The sequence below is a fragment of the Syntrophotaleaceae bacterium genome (genome assembly GCA_041390365.1).
In the GTDB taxonomy this organism is placed as follows: domain Bacteria; phylum Desulfobacterota; class Desulfuromonadia; order Desulfuromonadales; family Syntrophotaleaceae; genus JAWKQB01.
On the sequence record JAWKQB010000001.1, the window covers coordinates 562,649 to 579,068 of the forward strand.

A 16,420-nucleotide genomic window follows, 5' to 3' on the forward strand; every position below is an offset into this window, starting at 1 on the left:
TGTTCGGTTTTTCCAATCAAGAGTTTCAGAAACGCTTTTTCACCTGCTGGTCATCAAGGGGGAGGCATACATGCCCAAACGCGAGGATATTCGCAAGATTCTGATCATCGGCTCAGGGCCCATCATCATTGGCCAGGCCTGCGAATTCGATTATTCCGGCACCCAGGCTTGCAAGGCCCTGAAAAAGCTGGGGTACGAGATCGTTCTGGTCAACTCCAACCCCGCCACCATCATGACAGATCCAGTCATGGCGGATGTCACCTACATCGAGCCGCTCAATGTCGACGCCATTACCGAGATCATCGCCAAGGAGCGCCCCGATGCCTTGCTGCCCAATCTGGGCGGACAATCGGCCCTGAATCTTGCTTCGGAACTGAGTCGCAAAGGCGTGCTGGAAAAGTATGAAATCAAGGTGATAGGCGTCAATATCGATGCCATCGAGCGGGGGGAGGATCGCCAGGCTTTCAAGGACACGATGGAGCGCCTTGGGATCGAGGTGGCGCGCAGCGAAATCGCCACCAGTGTCGAACAGGCGGAGCGGATCGCCGGCGACCTGGGATTACCGGTGGTGTTGCGCCCGGCCTATACCATGGGCGGCACCGGCGGCGGCATCGTCTACAACATGGAGGAGCTGCAGGCTATGGTGGCGCGGGGCCTGTCGGCCAGCCTGGTCGGTCAGGTGCTGGTCGAAGAGTCTGTGATCGGCTGGGAAGAGCTGGAACTTGAGGTGGTCCGCGACGCCAAAAACCAGAAGATTACCGTTTGCTTCATCGAAAATGTCGATGCCATGGGTGTTCACACCGGCGATTCCTTCTGTACAGCGCCCATGCTGACCATTTCGGAAGAGCTGCAGCGGCGCCTGCAGAAATATGCCTACGATATTGTCGAGGCCATCGAAGTCATCGGCGGCACCAACGTGCAGTTCGCCCATGATCCCGAGACCGGCCGGGTGGTGGTGATTGAAATCAACCCCCGCACCTCGCGTTCCTCGGCGCTGGCCTCCAAGGCGACCGGTTTTCCCATCGCCCTGGTGTCAGCCCTGCTGGCGGCCGGACTGACCCTCGACGAAATTCCCTATTGGCGGGAAGGAACCCTGGAAAAATATACACCGGGCGGCGATTACGTGGTGGTCAAGTTCGCCCGCTGGGCCTTCGAGAAGTTCCGCGGCGTGCAGGACAGACTCGGTACCCAGATGCGTGCCGTGGGCGAGGTGATGAGCATCGGCAAAAATTACAAGGAAGCCCTGCAGAAGGCCATCCGCTCTCTGGAAACCGGGCGCTACGGACTGGGTTTCGCCAGGAATTTTCATCACCGATCGCTGCAGGAGTTGCTTGAAGCCCTGGTCGAGCCGTCCAGCGAGCGGCAGTTTATCCTATACGAGGCGCTGCGCAAAGGGGCCGACATCGGCGAGCTGCAGCGACTGACCCACATCAAGGGCTGGTTTCTCGAACAGATGAAGGAACTGGTGGAGCTCGAGGAAGAGCTGCTGGCCTGCAAGGGGCGCCTGCCGGAGGACGCTCTGCTGGTCCGGGCGAAAAAGGACGGCTTCGCCGATCGCTATCTGGCCCGGATCCTCGGCATTGCCGAAGCGGATGTGCGCCGCCGCCGGATCGCGCTCGGGCTGGAAGAGGCCTGGGAGCCGGTGCCGGTCAGCGGGGTCGAGAACGCTGCCTACTACTTCTCGACCTACAACGCGCCCGACCAGGTCGGGGTGAGCGACAAACGTAAGATCATGGTACTCGGCGGGGGTCCCAACCGCATCGGCCAGGGCATCGAGTTCGACTACTGCTGCGTGCATGCGGCCTTTGCCCTGCGGAATCTGGGCCATGAGTCGATCATGGTCAACTGCAACCCGGAAACGGTGTCGACCGACTACGATACATCCGACAAGCTCTACTTCGAACCGCTCACGGTGGAGGACGTGCTGTCCATCTACCGCAAGGAGCAGCCCGAGGGGGTGATCGTGCAGTTCGGCGGCCAGACGCCCCTCAACATTGCTGCCGAACTGCAGGCCAACGGCGTCAAAGTGATTGGCACCTCGCCCGAGACCATCGACCTGGCCGAGGATCGCGACCAGTTCAACCGGGTCATGCGGAAACTGAACATACCGCAACCGCGCTCGGGCATGGCCAGCACTATCGACGAAGCCCTGGCCATCGCCGAACGCATCGGCTACCCGCTCATCGTGCGGCCGTCCTACGTGCTCGGCGGCCGGGCCATGGAGGTGGTGCATGACGAGACCATGCTGCGGGAATACATGGACAAGGCCGCCGACGTGTCGCCCGAGCGCCCGATCCTTATCGACCAGTTTCTGGAAAACGCCATCGAGGCGGAAGCTGATGCCATTGCGGACGGCACGGACGCCTTCGTGCCTGCGGTCATGGAGCATATCGAACTGGCCGGCATCCATTCCGGCGATTCGGCCTGCGTGATACCACCGGTCAGCATCCCGCCGAAACATATCGACACCATCGAGGAGTATACTCGCAAGATTGCGATAGAGATGGGCGTGGTCGGCCTGATGAACATTCAGTATGCCATTGCCGACGACACCGTCTACATCCTCGAGGCTAACCCCCGCGCCAGCCGCACCGTGCCGCTGGTGAGCAAGGTCTGCAACATCCCCATGGCGCGTCTGGCCACCCAGGTCATGCTCGGCGTCAGGCTCGCCGATCTCGATCTGCAGCGCCGTCCGGTGCCGCACTTTGGGGTCAAGGAGGCGGTTTTCCCATTCAACATGTTTCCCGAGGTCGACCCGGTGCTGGGGCCGGAGATGCGCTCCACCGGAGAAGTCCTGGGGATGGCGGACAATGCGGGCCTGGCCTATTTCAAGGCTCAGGAGGCCGCCACGGCACGCCTGCCGCTTGCGGGCACGGTGCTGATCAGCGTGTCCGAGCGGGAGCGGGCCGGGGGGCTGGAGGCCGCGCGGCGTTTCGCCGAACTCGGCTTCGCCGTCAGGGCCACGGAAGGGACCTGCCGATACTTGGCGGAACATGGGGTGCAGGCCGAGCCGATTCTCAAGGAACACGAGGGCCGGCCGAACATCACCGACGCCATCAAGAATGGAGAAATCCAACTGGTGGTAAACACCCCTGTAGGCAAACTCAGCGTGCACGACGATTCCTATATCCGTAAAACTGCCATCCGCTACAAAGTGCCGTACATCACCACCACGGCGGCCGCTATCGCCGCGGCCAAAGGGATTGCGGCCAAAAGGGCAGGCCGCAGTGACCTGCACAGCCTGCAGGAGTACCATCGGAATATTTTTTAACCCTGATACCTGTCCATTCAGGAAGCCCAGTTGTCAACAGATAAGGGCATCCGTCGTCGGGGTGCCCTTTTTTTTCTCTCTTTAGAGCCCCGATCAATGCTGTATAAGTCGACACTAATGCCGCTCCTGCCTCAATTTTCGCCCAAAAAGATTCACCCGATAGATTGATTCCTGCCCATTTGTCTTGCTCTCCTGCCTTTATTTTATGCAAAACTCTCCTGCTCATATTTGTAAGTATTTAAATTTTCTACGAAAATTTTCTTGGCACGGCCGATGCTAAATTAATTCAGCAGATTTCAAATTATGGCCTGCCCGAGCTGCATCAATCCCGACGGGGAGAGAACCACCAGCAACCAGACAGTCATTTTGCCGGCATGACTGTTCGTGGGTTCGCCGCAGGCACCAAACACAAGGGAGTGGGACACGATGAAAAAAGTGGAATGCATTATCAAGCCATTCAAGCTTGACGAAGTCAAAGAAGCTCTGTCAGGCCTCGGCATAACCGGGATGACGGTGAGTGAAGTGCGGGGATTCGGCCGCCAGAAGGGACATACCGAACTGTACCGCGGGGCGGAGTACCAGATCGATTTCATTCCCAAGATCAAAATCGAACTGGTGATTCCTACCGACCGGGTCGCCGAAGTCGTGGATACAGTGAGGAGGGAAGCGGCGACCGGCACCATCGGCGATGGCAAGATATTTGTCTATGACATCGAGCAGACTATCCGGATTCGGACTGGTGAAACAGGTGAGGAAGCTCTTTAAGTCATCACTCAGAAACAAGGAGGATAAAAAAGTGAAACGATTCGGTACGCTCATAGCGGTCAGTCTGCTGCTGCTCGCGCCCGTCGTCGGATTTGCCGAGGAGGCAGCTCCCCTTACCGCCGACGCCGTTCAGACCAACCTGAACTTCGTCTGGACCATGATCGCCGCCTTCCTGGTCTTTATCATGCAGGCCGGTTTCGCCCTGGTTGAAAGCGGATTTACCCGGGCCAAGAACGCCTGCAACATCCTGATGAAAAATCTGATGGACTTCTCCGTCGGGTCCATCGCCTTCTGGATGATCGGGTTCGGCCTGATGTTCGGCACCACCAACGGCTTTTTCGGCACCACCGATTTCTTCTTTGGTGGCGCCGTGGGCGATGGCGAAGCCTGGAACTACGCCTTCTGGATGTTCCAGGTGGTGTTTGCCGCCACGGCCGCGACCATCATCTCCGGAGCCGTTGCCGAGCGCACCAAGTTCAGCGCCTACATGGTCTATTCGTTCTTTGTCTCTGCCCTGATCTATCCCATTTTCGGATCCTGGGCCTGGGGCGGCTTGTACAATGGCGGCGGCTGGCTCGAAGGTCTCGGTTTCATCGATTTTGCCGGGAGCACCGTGGTTCACTCCATGGGCGGCTGGCTGGCCCTGGCCGGCGCCATCGTCGTCGGTCCCCGTCTCGGCAAATACGACAAGGCCGGCAAGGTCAGGCCGATCCCCGGTCACAGCATCCCTCTGGCCGGCCTCGGCGTGTTCCTGCTCTGGTTCGGCTGGTTCGGGTTCAACCCCGGTTCCACCACCGTCGGTGACACCTCCATTGCCCTTATCGCCGTAACCACCAACCTGGCCGCCGCGGCCGGCGCCATCACCGCCATGCTGGCCACCTGGATCAAGTACGGCAAGGCTGACGTCGGCATGACCCTCAACGGCGCCCTGGCCGGTCTGGTCGGTATCACCGCCGGCTGCGCCAACGTCACTCCGCTGTCCGCGGTCATCATCGGCGCCATCGCCGGCATTCTGGTCCTTTTTTCGGTCCTGTTCTTCGACAAGATCAAGATTGACGATCCCGTTGGTGCCGTATCCGTCCACGGCGTTTGCGGCGCCTGGGGCACCCTGGCTGCGGGCCTGTTCGACTCCGCCGGCTTCTCCATGAAAACCGTCGGCGTGCAGCTGATCGGCATCGGGGCGTGTTTCGCCTGGGCCTTCATCACCGGTCTGATCCTGTTCAAACTGATCGACCTGGTCATCGGCATGCGCGTCACCAAGGAAGAGGAGATGGCCGGCCTCGACTTCTGCGAACACGGTGCCAGCGCCTATCCCGACTTCCAGACCGTGCGCATGGGAACCGTTTTCACCCCCGGCGAAGGTCCGACCAAGTAAACCCAGTTCAAAGATTGCGGCCCGACCGGGGATGGTCCTCACGAGGGCCGCAAAAAAATGCAATCAGGAGAGTTTAAAATGAAAAAGTGGAGCGTTTTGTTTGTTGCCCTGGTCATGATCGGGGCGGGGATGGTCAACACCTCCCAGGCGGCGATCGAGGTTGAAGGGGATGTCTATGCCGGTGTGTTCGACAAGTACCTGTGGCGCGGTTTCGATCTGAGTGAAGGTCGCCCGGTTCTCCAGGGCGGGATCGATCTGTCTTTTGGTAACTGGACCCTCAGCACCTGGCACAACTGGCAGTTGAAAAGTGGACCGACCATCAACTCCGGGGAGCTGAACGAAACCGACCTCATCCTCGACTACTCTTTCGATGTCGGCGAAATGCTTTCCGTTTCGGTGGGGAATATTTGGTACATGCTGGATTTCGAAGGGGCTGAGGACACCAACGAGCTCTATGCCGGCGCTACCGTCAACACCCTGCTTTCTCCGACCGTGACCATGTACTGGGACTGGGATGCCTGTGAAGAAGACGGCCTTTTCTTCACCTTCGATGTCAGCCACTCCTTCGATCTGATGGAAGGCCTCTCTCTCGGTCTCGGGGCACTGGTCAGCTACAATCAGCATAGTGATTACGCCGTGGGCGACTACAGCGGATTTCATCATTACGAGCTGAGCGCCGGGCTGGATTACACACTTACCGAATCTTTGACCCTGAGCCCCTCCTTTGTCTTCTCCTCGGGTATCGACGACGACGCCAAGGATTCCATCGATAGCGAAATTCTGGCCGGGGTCACTCTCACCTTTGCCTTCTAGTGTTCAACGAGCTCACTGCTGATCCTGTCGACATGACCGCCGTCATCCACTATAGTGGGGGCGGCGGTCTTGCCATTCAAACCAGTTTATTCAATCCCGGGAGAATAGTTTCGTTGTCTGTAGGGAGGACGCGGAACGGTTGTCGTTAGCGCAATCGTAGATGATAAGAATGCTTTCAACTACGGCAACGGCAACGAAAAGGATTTGTTTCCGATGGAACACACCAGCTCCAACATCCTGATACCCGTGCGCCTGTCCGACGGCTTGACGGTGGAGGCGGTCTATTTCGGCAGCGGTACTCTCTGCCTTTCCACCCAGGCCGGTTGCGCGCTCGGTTGTCCCTTCTGCGCCTCAGGAGCGCGAGGATTGCTGCGCAACCTGACTATCGGGGAACTGGAAAAACAGGTGGAACAAGCCCGGGAAAAAGGTATAAAACCTCTGCGGTTGACCCTTTCCGGTATTGGGGAGCCCCTGCATAATTCAGATGTCGTGATCGCGTTTCTGGAAAAATGCCGAAAAAATAGGCAGTCGGTTTCGGTCACCACAACGGGAGTCGATCTGGGGGCGCTTGCCCGTCTCCTGCCGCTCGATCACAACGGCGTCGCCCTATCGCTTCATGCGGGCACGGCCGCGGTTCACCACCGCCTGGTTCCTCACGGTCCCCCCTTCGAGCAGGTGTGGGATCTGTTGCAGGACATCTGGCCAGGCCTTTCCCATCGTCGCCGGAAAAAGATCTCCGTCAATTACCTGCTGCTGCAGGGTATCAACGACGCGGATGACGAGATCTCCGAACTCGTGAACCGGCTCCGACCTTTTCCTGAAATGACCCTGCACCTGCTGCAATACAACAAGGTGGCCGGAAGTCCCTTTTCGGCCCCGCCTGCAGAGCGGCAGGAATCGATTTACCGGGCTCTGTTCGCCGCGGGAATCAATGTCCGCCGCGCCAATCGCTGGCGAATACAGCCTGCGGGGGGTTGCGGAACCCTTTTTCTGCAGGGGCTTCCCATTTGAAAGAAAGGATTCTTCATGCCTGAATCACAGGCCCTGTTCCGATTCCCCCACGGATTTTTCCTGGTGTTTCGTGCCGCCCGGCTGTTATGGCAAAATCCCGACCTGATCCGATACATCGTCATCCCCTTTCTGATCAATGTCGTGGTTTTTTCCCTGACCATCTATTTCGGCTTCGAATTTTTCCAGTATGTCATCGCCCGGTTTCTTCCGGAGGGGACTACCTGGTACTGGTCGGTCGTTTACTACGGACTCTGGATGGTGGCAGGCGTGGTCACCCTTGTGCTGGTTTTTTTCGGGTTTACCGTCGTGGGCAACCTGATTGCATCACCGTTCAACGAACTTCTTTCGGAACGGACGGAAGAACTGCTCCTGGGCGGACCGGTCGGAGAGAATTTCTCCCTGTCTGTTTTTTTCGCGATATTGGACGGTCGTGGCTGATTCAGTTAAAGAATTTGGCTGTTTTTGTCGCCATCATGCTGGTACTTCTGCTCCTGAACCTTCTGCCGATTGTGGGCAGCACGCTTTATGGAATTCTGTCCCTGGGGCTGACCCTGTTTTTTCTCGGATGGGAATACCTTGGATATGTTCAGGACAGAAAGCGAGCCTCCTATGGCCAGCAGAAACAGTTCCTGCTGCAGCGCAAGCCCTTGATTGCAGGCTTTTCCTGCGGCATCCTGCTCCTTCTGACCATCCCTTTTCTGCAGCTCCTGTGCATCCCCCTTGCCGTTATCGGAGGGACCATCCTGTGGTGCGAGGAGACCGCGGGATATCCTCTGTCTGTGGGGGGGCGGGGAAAGGAGCCAGCACCCTGACGGGAATGGAAAATCCGGCTATGGTATAATTTTTATACCCGGATAGAGTGAACTTTGAAACGGCATGAATCCGCCTGTTAGTAACGGCCTGCTTAGGTGTGCGAGAGCGGGGTGCCTTCGCCTCCGGCGGGCATCAGCAGTCATAAGGAGGCTGAAGTATGACGAAGCTGAAAAAGGGCCAATTGACGGAAGATCCTGATCTGAAAGGGAGTGTTGAAAGAATTGATGAAGATCTTGACATCATGGAACGGCACGAGGCGGATCTCGCCGGTGCTGAAAGCGATATTCAGGATTTCATGAAGAAGCGGGATCGGGAATACAAGGACAGCTGCCTGCACAGCACTCCCAGGTCTCTGAAGCATTCTCGCTGATTCCGGGGCACAGGCAAAAAAAGAGGGGGCTTCCCAGGCAGGGAAGCTCCCTCTTCCAGTTATGACATGAATTTTTCATCGTTGTGCTTGGCATTTTCTTCCTTTTCGCCAGCAGTATCTTCCGGGGGCATGGCTTCGTCGGGTTTGACCTCCATTTTGATCTCCTCGATCTCTTTTTCGAGGGCGGCCGCTTCATTTTTCAGAGAATCGAGCCTTTGAAACAGTTCCTGAACCTCATTTTTGGCCAGAATCTCCGGAGCGCCTGTTTCCCGGATGTCGTCGATCAATTTGCCGAGCTCGCTGTGAGCTGCGGAAATTTTTCTGTGGAGGGAGGAAAGATCGATCTTTTTCTGTACGATGCGTTTGTATTTATTGGCCTGAAAAGTGGCGACGTTCAGGGTTCTGCGTGTCTGGTCCCATAATTTTTCGGTGGTCTTTTTGAATTTATCGTTCCTGTCGTCCTGTTCCATGTTTTCCTCCAGATAGAGATTGAAAAGGATTAAACTGATAGTGCAATATTAGCATCTGGACAAGTTGCGTCAAGATATCGTCATCTGGAGTGAAGAAACTTGTTGAAATGATATCTGTGAGCGGCGAAGAGGCCGGGGAAGGAGTTGAAAATGCTGGAAGCGGGGAAAACCAAATTTCAGATCGATCTGCGCAGATATCTGCGGGAGGACGGAGTCGATGAAAAGCTGACTCATCTCATCTGTGAAATTGCCGAGGCCTCGAAATACATTATCAATTCCATTCGCACCGGCGATCTCGGCGTGGCAGGAACTTCCAATCTCTATGGAGAAGAGCAACTGGCCCTCGACGTGCTTTCCGACCGGATCATGCGCAAGCGGCTGGCTCAGTCGGGTGTGGTCAGCAATATCGCCTCCGAAGAAACCAAGGACATTATCGCTGTCGCTCCCCACCGCTCGGGAAATTTTTCGGTCGCCTTCGATCCTCTGGACGGATCTTCTTTGGTGGACGTCAATCTGGCGGTGGGGACAATCGTTTCCATCTATTCGGGCAGCGATCTGCTGCTGCCGGGTAGACGGCAGGTCGCCGCTCTCTATATTTTGTACGGTCCCCGCACCACTCTGGTCTATACCACCGGCGACGGGGTGCATGAATTCGGCATGAACCAGCTCATGGAATACACTCTTCTCCGCCGCAATATCAAGCTTCAACCCCGGGCTTCCATCTATTCTCCCGGCGGGCTTCGCAACCGCTACTCAGCGGGCGTGGAGAAATTCGTCTGTTACCTGGAGGAGAACGGAGCCAAGCTCCGGTACAGCGGTGGTCTGGTTCCCGACATCAACCAGGTTCTGCTCAAAGGCAAGGGAATATTCTTCTACCCCCATCTCAACGGAAATCCCAACGGCAAGCTGCGCCTGCTCTTCGAACTCAACCCCATGGCATTTCTGATGGAGCAGGCGGGAGGGGCGGCTTCCAACGGCCGGCAAAGAATTCTCGATCTGATGCCCAAAGCTCTAAGCGATTGTGCTCCTTTCTTCTGCGGATGCAGCGAGGATGTGTCGAAGGCTGATGAATTCATCGCGGCCGACGGATAAACAACCCAATCCCCGGCTGGAATCTCACTCCAGCAGCGATCTGACTTTATCGTAGCCTGCGTTGTAAGCCTTTTTGTTGAGTTCGACGAAAGCCGCGGGAACCCTGGCAATCACGGCCTGCTCGCCTGCTTCCCTGGAAACGACGCCGGTCAGGGCGACCATGGCTCCCAACGCCACGACATTGGCGACGATTTCACGGCCGATTTCGTTCTTGGCCGTACTGATGATGGGCAGGGAGTAAGTCTTGAAAGGACCCGAGGGGATCCGGCGGACGAAATCCGAGTCGACCAGCAGGAGCCCTCCCGGCTTGACATCCCGCGAGTATTTGTCAGCCGCTTCCTGGGTCAGAGCCAGACAGGCGTCGACGGAAGTGGCTTTGGGATAATCGATCGGTTCCCGGGCGATGATGACCTCCGACTTCGACGCTCCCCCCCGTGCTTCAGGACCATAGCTCTGTGACTGGACCGCATAAAGCCCCTCGATGATGGCCGCTGCCTCCGCCAGGATGATTCCGGCGGTGATCAGCCCCTGACCGCCCGCCCCCGAAAACCGTAATTCATATCTTTGTGTCATTGCAATCTGCTCCTGTATTTCAAGCGCCTTGTGCCCTGGCGATGACCTGCTGGTACTGTTCGCAGTATTCCGGCCTGTTCTCCTGGTGCAGAATACCGGTCAGGATCTTGCCTTCCAGCTGTTCCGGAGTCATGTGCGCGGCCGCTTTGACCGGCACAACCATCTCCTTGAAGCGCTTCATCATCTCGACTACAGAGCGGAACTTGTTGCGGCGGCCGAAAGCGGTGGGGCAGTCGTCCAGAACCTCGATAACGGCCATCCCTTTGTGCCGCAGCCCCGCCGCAATCAGTTTGTCAATCTGGGTGGCATGGAAGGCCGTGGTGCGCGCAACGAAGGTGGCGCCGGCGCCGATGGCCAGTTTGGGGATGTCGAATACCGGGTCGGGATTGCCATAAGGTGTCGTCGAGGCCTTGTCGCCCGTCGGCGTGCAGGGCGAAAACTGACCGCCGGTCATGCCGTAGATATAGTTGTTCAGCAGCACGTAGGTCATATCGATGTTGCGCCGGCAGGCGTGAATGAAATGGTTTCCGCCGATGGCCACCCCGTCTCCGTCGCCGCCCACAACGATGACGTCCATCTCCGGTTTTGCCAGCTTGATGCCGGTGGCGAAGGCCGCCGCACGGCCATGGGCCGTATGCAGGGTGTTGAAATCGACATACCCGGGCAGGCGACTGGCGCAGCCGATGCCGGAAACAATCGCGGTGTTGTTCTTTTCCAGCCCGCAGGCATCGATCGCGCGCAGCAGGCCCTTCATGACAATGCCGTGGCCGCAACCGGGGCACCAGATGTGGGGGAGCTTGCCGGGGCGCAGGTATTTTTCATAATCGAAAGCCATGACTCAGAGAACCTCCTTGACCTTGTCGATGATCTGTTGCGGGGTGATCGGCTCGCCATCCACCCGGGTGATGCCGTCCACCGCGCAGGCTCCTTTCACAACCCTTTCGACTTCCAGGACCATCTGACCCAGGTTCATTTCCGGTACTATAATGGCCTTGACCTGACGGGACAGTTTGGCGATCCGCTGCTCGGGGAACGGCCAGAGAGTCAATGGGCGGAACAATCCCGCTTTGATCCCTCCGTCCCGCAGGATGTTGACAGCCGAGCGGGCCGACCGGCTGATGGTGCCGAAGGCGAAAATCAGAACATCGGCATCCTCGGTGCGATACTCCTCGTATTTTTCGATATCCTTCCGGTTGGCTTCGATCTTGCGCAACTGGCGGCGTTCTTCGGCGTCGACCAGTTCGGCCTTGGTGGTCGGAAACCCGTCGGCCGCCTTGTTGAGGCCGGTCACATGATAGCGATAGCCGGAGCCAAAGGCGGCGAGAGGCGGGACGTCGCCGAAGCGGGTATCGAAGGGACGGTAGTCTTCAGGGGAAACTGTCGGCTGTGCGCGCTCGATGATTTCCAGTTCGCCGGGCTCGGGAAATTCGATCCTTTCACGCATATGGCCGAGAATTTCATCTACCAGGATCTGCACCGGCATACGATACTTTTCGGCAAGGTTGAAAGCCCTTACGGTTTCGCTGAAAATTTCCTGGCAGCTGGCCGGAACCAAAGCGATGACCGGATGATCTCCATGGGTGCCCCATCGGGCCTGCATGACATCCGACTGGCTGGGGCCGGTGGGCATGCCGGTGGAAGGCCCGCCGCGCATCACGTTGACGATTACGCAGGGGATTTCCGCGATGCAGGCGTAACCGATCAGTTCCTGCTTCAGGGACATGCCGGGCCCCGAACTGGCGGTGAGAGCCTTGGCCCCGGTCAGGGCGGCTCCGAGAATCGAGGCCATCGCCCCGATTTCGTCCTCCATCTGAATGAATTTGCCCCCGACTTTGGGCAGTTCCACGGACATGACCTCTGCCACCTCTGTCGAGGGGGTTATGGGATAGCCGCCGAAGAAGGTGCAGCCGGCATAAATGGCAGCATGGGCGCACACCTCGTTTCCCTGCAGCAAAGCAACTTTTCTAGCCACGTCTAGAGACCTCCTCTATTTTTCTAAACTACTTTTATTCGTCGTCTTTATGAACTTTGACTGCGAAATCCGGGCAGCGCAGTTCGCACTGCAAACAATTGATGCAGGCTTCGGGTCGAACGACCTTGGCCAGAAATCCTTCCATCTCGAACACCCTGGTCGGACAGAATTCCACGCAGATGCTGCAACCTTTGCAATATTCTTCGATAATCTCCACTCTCGGAGGTTTCATCCCCATTACTCCTTTTTTGCTTTGATAGGGCGCAGGTCAGGACAGTGTCCGATGGCGACGCCAGCGCGAAGTCTAGCACGTTTGGAAGGCAAAATGCCAATTTTTCTGCGCTTTTTTCAACCGAAAGATCGGATTGCCGGATCTGGCCGACTGCCAGGGTGGGACAAAAATAACCGGGCAGCATCGAATCGTATCCCTGAAAAATGTTTCGGCCAGGGATGGATGGGATAATGCCCGGCATTCCTGTCTTTGTATTACTCCCTGACCATCATGGTTCCGCATTTCGGGCAGGGACGCTGCATGCAGGGTTCGCCAAGTCGATGGGGTTCTTTTCGACCACATTGAGGGCAAACACAGGTTCCGGCAGGACCTGCCTCCTTCGGACCTCCTCTGCGGCCGGCTCTTTGACCACCCGGCCGGGTTCCCGTTGGGGAACCCGCACCCGGACCGCGTCCTCTTTCTTGTTCTGTCATTTGGACCTCCCCGTGGTAGTGATCTTCTCAAAGTTTTCCGCTTTCTTATTCCATTCAATCAGGCCGGACGGGGATTGGCAAAAAAAACTTGCATGGCTGTAGAACATATGATAAGAGATATATATAGTTTTTAATATGTTAAAGTGGCCGGTAAAGTTCAATCGACTTCGGGAGGATGCCATGTGGAAACGTCTCGCCTATCTGCAAAAAAACCTGCTCTGGACAATTCCGGCGGCAATGCTTGCAGGGTTGCTGACCGGTTATTTTCTGCCGGTTCAGGGGCTCAAAAGCACCATCGTACCTCTGACCTTTCTCATGGTCTATCCCATGATGGTCAATCTGCAGATCGAAAAGGTCTTTTCCACGGAAGGCCTGCGCTGCCAGTTGGTGACCCAGGCCATTAATTTTCTTCTGATTCCCTTTGTGGCTTACGGCCTCGGGCGATGGTTTTTTACCGATCGCCCCCTGGTGGCCTTGGGATTGCTCCTCGCTGCGCTTTTGCCGACCAGCGGCATGACCATCACCTGGACCGGATTTGCCAAGGGGGATATCAATGCAGCCATCAAGATGACGGTCATCGGACTGGTGGTCGGCTCGATAGCCACGCCCTTTTTCGTGCAATGGTTGATGGGGACTGTGATTGAAATCCCTCTGGCCCAGGTCTTCAAACAGATCGCTCTGATCGTCTTCGTTCCCATGGTGCTTGGCTATTTCACTCAGAAATGGCTGATTCGCCACTACGGCAAGGAGGTCTATCAGCGGGATCTGAAAAACCGGTTTCCCATGATTTCCACTCTCGGAGTGCTCGGCATCGTCTTTGTTGCCATGGCTTTGAAGGCAGACAGCATTCTGTCCCGACCCGAAACCCTTCTCGTCTATCTGTTGCCCCTGGTCCTGCTCTATTCCCTGAATTTTGCACTCAGCACCGTAGTCGCCAGCCTGTTTTTCTCCCGCGGTGAGGGCATCGCTCTGGTCTACGGCACGGTCATGCGCAACTTGTCCATTGCTCTGGCCATTGCCATGACCGTATTCAAGGCAAATGGCGCGGAAATCGCCATCATCATCGCTCTGGCCTATATCGTTCAGGTCCAGGCGGCGGCCTGGTACGTCAAATTTTCAGAACGGATCTTCGGCCTTCCCGCAGAAGGGTGAAACCTTGCGGCAAAGACTTGAACCAGGTCCGAAAGGCCGGAGTTGACTCCGGCCTTTTTTCGACCATCTCTCCTCCCAGTGTCCTGTGCGGTTCGTCATCTCGAAGTTTTCTGACACCTTTTTGGGCTAGCCAAGGCATCGTCAATGCAGGCCGTGGATTAGTCCGCCCTTTGATTGGCCAAGAGGCGATTCATCAAGTTTGCATGTTCTCTCCGGTTGTGGGGGGCGGACCGCGCGGAGCCGTTTTTCCGAGCCTGATCGAAAGAGGCTTTCCCCGGTATCAGAGCGAGGTTGACGAGCATCCCCATGACAGCCAGAAAAGCCGTCGCGAAAAAGGCGTACTGGTAGCTGCCGAAAAGATCTTTGGCCAGTCCGGAGGCGAGGCCGCCGGCGAGGGCACCAACCCCGTATGCAGTAAAGACGAATCCGTAGTTGCGGCAGTAACGCAGGGCCCCGAACAGGTCGGCCGTGGCGACCGGAGCAATGGCCAGCCAGCCGCCGAGGGCCAGCCAAAGCAGGGAAAACGCGCCAAAATAAATGACCACATCACCGGATTCAGCCAGCAGAAGTGCACCTGAAGCGGACAGGATGAGAAGGAAGACGGCGGAAATACTCAGGCGGGCACCGAAGCGATCTGTCAGGAATCCGAACAAAGGCCGTCCCAAGGCATTAAAAAGGGCAAAGCTGCTGACCGTCAGGGCTGCTGCCTTCGGTCCCAAATGGATGATTTCCTGGGCAACAGGGCTGGTGACGGAGATGGCCATCAGGCCGGAGAAAGTCCCGGCGGCGTAACAGGTCCAAAGACCGTAAAACTGCCAGCAACGAAGCAGGGAGAGAATCCCCGCCGACTGGGATGCAGCCGCCACGGAATTTTCCTCCTGCTTCTCGTCCGCCTGCGGAAATTTGAGGAAAAGTGCCAGCCCTGTTATGCAAATGAAGAAGATGATTCCGAATATGCGAAAAGTCACCATCACCCCGAACCGCTCGATCAGCTGCAGGGCAAGAGGGGCGGTGACAAAAGGTGAAACCCCGAATCCGGCCAGAGTACAACCGACCGCGAGCCCTTTTTTCCGAGGAAACCAGCGGGCGGCCACTGCCAGGGGAGCACCATAGACCAGACCGACTCCGGTGCCTCCCAGGACTCCGTAGGTCAGCGACAGGGTGGAGATGGTGTCGGCCGATCCGGACGCGAACCAGGCCAGTGACAGAATGGTTCCTCCCATAAGGGTGGTGACCCGTGGTCCGAACTTCTCGATCAAACCGCCTCCCAGCGGCATCCCCAGGGCGTAAAAGCACAAAAACAGAATATATGGCCAGCCGCTTTCGGTGGCTCCGATGCCCATGAGATCTTCCAGGGGTTTGCGAAATACGCTCCAGGAGTAGATGGTGCCCATGCAGGCGAAAATGCCCATCCCCGCCAGAATGTATTTGCCCGAGGCTTTTTCCTTTGTAAACATGGCCTGTCCGTGGTTGATGTTTTCGGTTCAGCGCTGTTGAAGTTTCCGATCCTTTTCTTCGACCTCTTCGGCCATCTTCTCCCGATAGGCGATCAGTTTCTGCCGAAGGGCGCTGTCGCCCAAAGCCAGAATCTGGGCGGCGAGCAATGCGGCATTTTTTGCACCGGCCTTGCCGATGGCGGTGGTGGCGACGGGAATTCCCCCAGGCATCTGGACGATGGAATAGAGGGCGTCGACGCCATTCAGGGGACCCCCTCCCATGGGGACACCGATGACCGGCAGGATGGTACCCGCCGCCACCACACCCGGAAGGTGGGCGGCCAGGCCGGCCGCGGCAATGATGACCTGGATGCCGCGATCGGCAGCCCCTTCGACCAGTTCCGCCGTTTTGCGTGGCGTGCGGTGAGCCGAGGCGATACGCATTTCATAGGGGACATCCAGCTGTTTCAGCAACGCCGCCGTTTCTTCCAGGATCGGCAGATCCGAGTCGCTGCCCATGACGATCAGCACTTTGGGGTTCATGAGTACTCCTGTGTAAATATATTTATTTTCCGGTTATTTCGGGGTCGCTAGCGGCATCG

The 16,420-nt window shown here is 57.2% G+C and carries 17 protein-coding genes; 10 read left to right on the forward strand and 7 right to left on the reverse strand.

The window, feature by feature from the left end:
• Positions 1–70 precede the first annotated feature (70 nt).
• The 8 genes from carB (at position 71) to R2940_02750 (ending at position 8,418) form a co-directional block, all read left to right on the forward strand.
• Positions 71–3,271, forward strand: coding sequence for a carbamoyl-phosphate synthase large subunit (carB, locus tag R2940_02715; protein MEZ4598683.1), 3,201 nt, complete (start codon positions 71–73; stop codon positions 3,269–3,271).
• Positions 3,272–3,697: 426 nt separating this feature from the next.
• Positions 3,698–4,036, forward strand: a complete 339-nt coding sequence (locus tag R2940_02720) for a P-II family nitrogen regulator (protein MEZ4598684.1) — start codon at positions 3,698–3,700, stop codon at positions 4,034–4,036.
• A gap of 31 nt (positions 4,037–4,067) precedes the next feature.
• Positions 4,068–5,411 carry an ammonium transporter gene (locus tag R2940_02725; protein MEZ4598685.1) on the forward strand — a complete coding sequence of 448 codons (1,344 nt, stop codon included), beginning with the start codon at positions 4,068–4,070 and terminating at the stop codon, positions 5,409–5,411.
• A 78-nt stretch (positions 5,412–5,489) separates the two neighbouring features.
• Complete coding sequence (locus tag R2940_02730; GenBank protein ID MEZ4598686.1) at positions 5,490–6,224, forward strand: TorF family putative porin; 735 nt, start codon at positions 5,490–5,492, stop codon at positions 6,222–6,224.
• A gap of 213 nt (positions 6,225–6,437) precedes the next feature.
• Positions 6,438–7,235 (forward strand): radical SAM protein, encoded by a 798-nt coding sequence (locus R2940_02735; GenBank protein ID MEZ4598687.1) that lies wholly within the window; start codon positions 6,438–6,440, stop codon positions 7,233–7,235.
• A gap of 15 nt (positions 7,236–7,250) precedes the next feature.
• Positions 7,251–7,673 carry an EI24 domain-containing protein gene (locus R2940_02740; GenBank protein ID MEZ4598688.1) on the forward strand — a complete coding sequence of 141 codons (423 nt, stop codon included), beginning with the start codon at positions 7,251–7,253 and terminating at the stop codon, positions 7,671–7,673.
• Between the two features lie 14 nt (positions 7,674–7,687).
• On the forward strand, positions 7,688–8,047 hold the full coding sequence (locus R2940_02745) for an EI24 domain-containing protein (protein MEZ4598689.1): 360 nt from the start codon (positions 7,688–7,690) through the stop codon (positions 8,045–8,047).
• A gap of 158 nt (positions 8,048–8,205) precedes the next feature.
• A complete protein-coding gene (locus R2940_02750; GenBank protein ID MEZ4598690.1) occupies positions 8,206–8,418 on the forward strand; it encodes a hypothetical protein in 213 nt (70 codons plus the stop codon).
• A gap of 59 nt (positions 8,419–8,477) precedes the next feature.
• Here the strand turns inward: R2940_02750 and R2940_02755 are convergent, their stop codons facing one another.
• Positions 8,478–8,888, reverse strand: a complete 411-nt coding sequence (locus R2940_02755; GenBank protein MEZ4598691.1) for a hypothetical protein — start codon at positions 8,886–8,888, stop codon at positions 8,478–8,480.
• 150 nt (positions 8,889–9,038) lie between these two features.
• On the opposite strand from R2940_02755, the gene R2940_02760 reads away from it, so the two are divergent.
• Positions 9,039–9,980 (forward strand): class 1 fructose-bisphosphatase, encoded by a 942-nt coding sequence (locus tag R2940_02760; protein MEZ4598692.1) that lies wholly within the window; start codon positions 9,039–9,041, stop codon positions 9,978–9,980.
• Between the two features lie 24 nt (positions 9,981–10,004).
• Here the strand turns inward: R2940_02760 and R2940_02765 are convergent, their stop codons facing one another.
• From R2940_02765 to R2940_02780, 4 genes are read right to left on the reverse strand one after another with little or no spacing between them, the layout of a single operon-like run.
• Positions 10,005–10,553, reverse strand: coding sequence for a 2-oxoacid:acceptor oxidoreductase family protein (locus R2940_02765; GenBank protein MEZ4598693.1), 549 nt, complete (start codon positions 10,551–10,553; stop codon positions 10,005–10,007).
• Between the two features lie 19 nt (positions 10,554–10,572).
• On the reverse strand, positions 10,573–11,388 hold the full coding sequence (locus tag R2940_02770; GenBank protein ID MEZ4598694.1) for a 2-oxoacid:ferredoxin oxidoreductase subunit beta: 816 nt from the start codon (positions 11,386–11,388) through the stop codon (positions 10,573–10,575).
• Between the two features lie 3 nt (positions 11,389–11,391).
• Positions 11,392–12,525: a 2-oxoacid:acceptor oxidoreductase subunit alpha gene (locus R2940_02775; GenBank protein MEZ4598695.1), complete on the reverse strand. Its 1,134-nt coding sequence runs from the start codon at positions 12,523–12,525 to the stop codon at positions 11,392–11,394.
• Positions 12,526–12,559: 34 nt separating this feature from the next.
• A complete protein-coding gene (locus R2940_02780) occupies positions 12,560–12,757 on the reverse strand; it encodes a 4Fe-4S binding protein (GenBank protein ID MEZ4598696.1) in 198 nt (65 codons plus the stop codon).
• Positions 12,758–13,410: 653 nt separating this feature from the next.
• Here R2940_02780 and R2940_02785 point away from each other — a divergent pair.
• Positions 13,411–14,382: a bile acid:sodium symporter gene (locus R2940_02785; protein ID MEZ4598697.1), complete on the forward strand. Its 972-nt coding sequence runs from the start codon at positions 13,411–13,413 to the stop codon at positions 14,380–14,382.
• Positions 14,383–14,540: 158 nt separating this feature from the next.
• Here the strand turns inward: R2940_02785 and R2940_02790 are convergent, their stop codons facing one another.
• Positions 14,541–15,839, reverse strand: a complete 1,299-nt coding sequence (locus R2940_02790; protein MEZ4598698.1) for an OFA family MFS transporter — start codon at positions 15,837–15,839, stop codon at positions 14,541–14,543.
• Positions 15,840–15,866: 27 nt separating this feature from the next.
• Positions 15,867–16,361, reverse strand: coding sequence for a 5-(carboxyamino)imidazole ribonucleotide mutase (gene purE / locus R2940_02795; GenBank protein MEZ4598699.1), 495 nt, complete (start codon positions 16,359–16,361; stop codon positions 15,867–15,869).
• Positions 16,362–16,420: the final 59 nt, after the last annotated feature.